This is a genomic window from Corynebacterium mastitidis DSM 44356, assembly GCF_000375365.1.
Lineage (GTDB): Bacteria > Actinomycetota > Actinomycetes > Mycobacteriales > Mycobacteriaceae > Corynebacterium > Corynebacterium mastitidis.
Window position 1 is genome coordinate 1 of the sequence record NZ_AQXB01000021.1, and the last position, 3,158, is coordinate 3,158.

Below are 3,158 nucleotides of genomic sequence, written 5' to 3' on the forward strand. Positions count from 1 at the left end.
ACAATCCCGCTGGTGGAACTAGAAAGGCATACGCGATGAGTAAGAACAAGATTCTTCGTACTGCTTTCCAGGTTTTTGCCTGGATTGTATTTATTGCTGCTATCGTATTCGGCACTTTCTCATTTCTTGGTATGGCGATGGGCATAATCGCGCCGTACTTCGGAAACCAGATACCAGGCTGGACCCACATGAACGGCGACCCCGTAGAGGCCGCCCTCATAGCCGCAGGGATGGCCGGTGGCGCTACCGCCGTGGTGATGTGGGCCTGGATCAAGCTCATCCTCCGGGTAGCACGCTGGCTCCAGGCATCACTCAACAGCCGCCGCGAGGCGGGGGAGAGGACTAAGCGTGCTCTCTTTCCCTCCGGCAAGCAGGACCACACCCCGCAGCCCCACGAGACCACCAAGGAGGCCTAAACCATGACGCACCGTAACCCGAACGAGCGGACCCCACTCTCGGGCAAAGCCAAGAAGTCTGCACGGTCTTTCTTCGCCCACGATGAAGGATCCATCTTTTGGGCCTTCGAAAAGTTTGTAACCTTCTCCAAAGAAATGATTGAAGAAGTCAACAACATGATTGCAGACCGTCAAGAACGGCAGCGCCGAAACCGTGATGGAGAAGAGTAATGGACAATGACTCCTACCGATTCATGACCAATATCCTCACACCGGCGCATGACCGATCCAAGTATGTGAAGACGTTAGAGAAAGTCAAATTCATTCCCGACCCCCGAATACCGTACCTGCGCCTTTTTGTCGCTATGGGTATGGTCATGGTTATCATACTGCTTTACTATGCACTCTTTAAAAAGTCTGCGGATATGATCGGGTATGTTATCGCACCGATCATTATTAGTGCTGTATGTGTTCTTGCCTTGCTCTTGATTTACATTCTTCCTTCCCGGAGTAGGTCAATGATTTCATCTGTGTGGGAAATGCTGTTTTTCCACCTCATGGAGCGCTCGCGCAGGGCATCACTTAAAGGACGATTCACCACATTCGGAATAAAGAAGATAAAAAGCGGGGTTATCTTTTTCGATAACGGTGACTTCGGAGTGATGTACGACGTGGAGGGTCAGCAGTCTCGCACCATGCTCCCCGCCGTAGCGGAAGGCACAGCACAAGTACGCCTCTACTACCTAAGAGGGCGCTCTGCAACGAGCCAGGACACGCTTATCACCTCCGTCATGCGCGCTGACGTGGAATCAAAGCTCAACGCCCTGCAAGAGATCTACGACCGCGAGAAGGATAACGAATCGGAATTAAGCGCATGGCGATCCTACATGTCCGAGATTCTTTTTAATGACATTGACGAAAATATCGGCCAACGACAATCTCAGATATTCCAAACACTCATCATCCGAGATTCTAGCATCGAAGGATTAAAGAAAACACGCAATTCCTTTGTGACCGCGTGCGCTAACGGCACGTATGCTTCTGCGGTCCCACTTACCGACAATGGAAAAATCATTAGGCGACTTAGTGGCGCCGCCATGCTATCCGATGCAGAAGCCATAAGGCAAGCAAAAGAGGTGAAGTAATAATGACCCAGACACGCCGCATTGATTCACGACAGTCAAGCCAGGATATTGAAGAAAAGCAGGTACGCAAAGAAACCGCTCGCGCCAAAAAAGAGACAAAGCGAGGCAAACTCTCTGCGATAGCAGATCGCTTGCGTTTCGCTGCGGACAAAATAGGGCACAAGCCCCTCACCGAAGCGACCCCGTATTACGCCGAACCATCGTATCTCCACCACAACGGAAAGGTATCCACCACCGTTCAGCTCTACCACCGTCCCGGATCCAACCGGCACATGGATTACGCAGACGTCATTGACATCATCCCCACCTCTCCCAATACAGGTGTGGAAATGTTCTTCTCGGTTACCGACACCGTCATTACGGGCGACGAAAAGAAAAAACTCATCATGACCAATACGGTACAAAATAAAAACGCTCTTGACGATGTAGAAAAAAACGGAGAAGTCCAGGACAAAGACAACAGCTCCATGCGCCATATGCGCGCCTGCGACAGGGAAGACTACGACGAGTACGAATCCATCATCGACTCCTCTGACCCCATCGTCGTCTTCCGCATCACGCTCACCATCGTCGGGCCCACGCGCGAGGCCCTAGAACAGCAACTCGAACAGCTCAACAAGCTGCTCGACCAGCGCCACGAAGGCTTGATGTGGGACTCCATCGGAGGAGACCAGTTCCAACGCGCCGTGGACCTCTACGGCCCGCTGCGCGTCGATAAGCACTCCATGACCTCTACCGCCGCCAACTACGCCGGCCTGAACTTCTCTGTCAACGCCGGCCTGAACGATGAGAAAGGACTCCCCGTCGGCATCGACGCCCGCGCCCTGTCGGCTACGAGCGCCTTCTTCGACATGGAAGGCTCCCTAGAACGCCAAGCCGTCATCGCCATCCCCCGCAGCATCGCCATGACGCGTTACATGCGCCAAGACAGCACCAGCCACCCTGCTGTGGCCTCCATCATGGCCCAATACGCCGCCAACCAGGTAGTCCTACGCGGGCACCGTGTTCACCACCTCGTGCTCAACGACTTCAACTACCTCGAACGAGGCCTCTACTACCGACCCATCAACAACACCGAAGACGTCTTCTCCTCCTACGACGTCTCCCAACTTACGATCAACCCACTCCAAGGCTTCGGAAAAATCAACGACGTCGTTGAAATCTACAACCGACTGACAAACAAAATCGTCAACATATTCGACGTCCTTAATAACCTCGAACTCACCCAAGGAGAACGAGGAATCATCCTCGATGTCGTGCAGCGCTTCTACATGCACGCCCACCTCTGGCGAGAAGACGCAGCCCAACACCCCAAGCGGACCAGAATCGTAGAGATCAGCAACCCCGCCACCTACCCCACCATGGGCACAATGATCAACGAGTTCACCACCCTTTCCAATATGGCCATGGCGCAAAACAAAGAACTGCGATCTGATCGCATTGACACACTAGAATCCATCCTCCGACAATCCATTAGTGCTAATCAGGGAATACTCGGCCGAACTACCACAATTACTCCCACTAAAGCTGCCCAAGTCTACTACAACTTTAACAACATTGCTTCACCCCAATTGCGACAAGTCCAATTCCTCAACATCTTGGAATACATTAACTACAC

4 protein-coding genes are annotated in these 3,158 nt (G+C 52.6%); all 4 read left to right on the top strand.

The annotated features are described in order from the left end of the window. Nucleotides 1-416, top strand: a 416-nt coding sequence (locus B140_RS0111295) for a hypothetical protein (RefSeq protein WP_211208168.1), incomplete at its 5' end; no start/stop codon positions are given. A 3-nt stretch (nt 417-419) separates the two neighbouring features. Then, a complete protein-coding gene (locus B140_RS14050) occupies nt 420-626 on the top strand; it encodes a hypothetical protein (protein WP_156801800.1) in 207 nt (68 codons plus the stop codon). Further along, nucleotides 626-1,540: a hypothetical protein gene (locus tag B140_RS14055; protein ID WP_156801801.1), complete on the top strand. Its 915-nt coding sequence runs from the start codon at nt 626-628 to the stop codon at nt 1,538-1,540. Before B140_RS14050 ends, B140_RS14055 begins: the two co-directional genes overlap by 1 nt. A gap of 2 nt (nt 1,541-1,542) precedes the next feature. Further along, the coding region (locus B140_RS12760; RefSeq protein ID WP_156801802.1) for a hypothetical protein at nt 1,543-3,158 on the top strand (1,616 nt) is incomplete at its 3' end.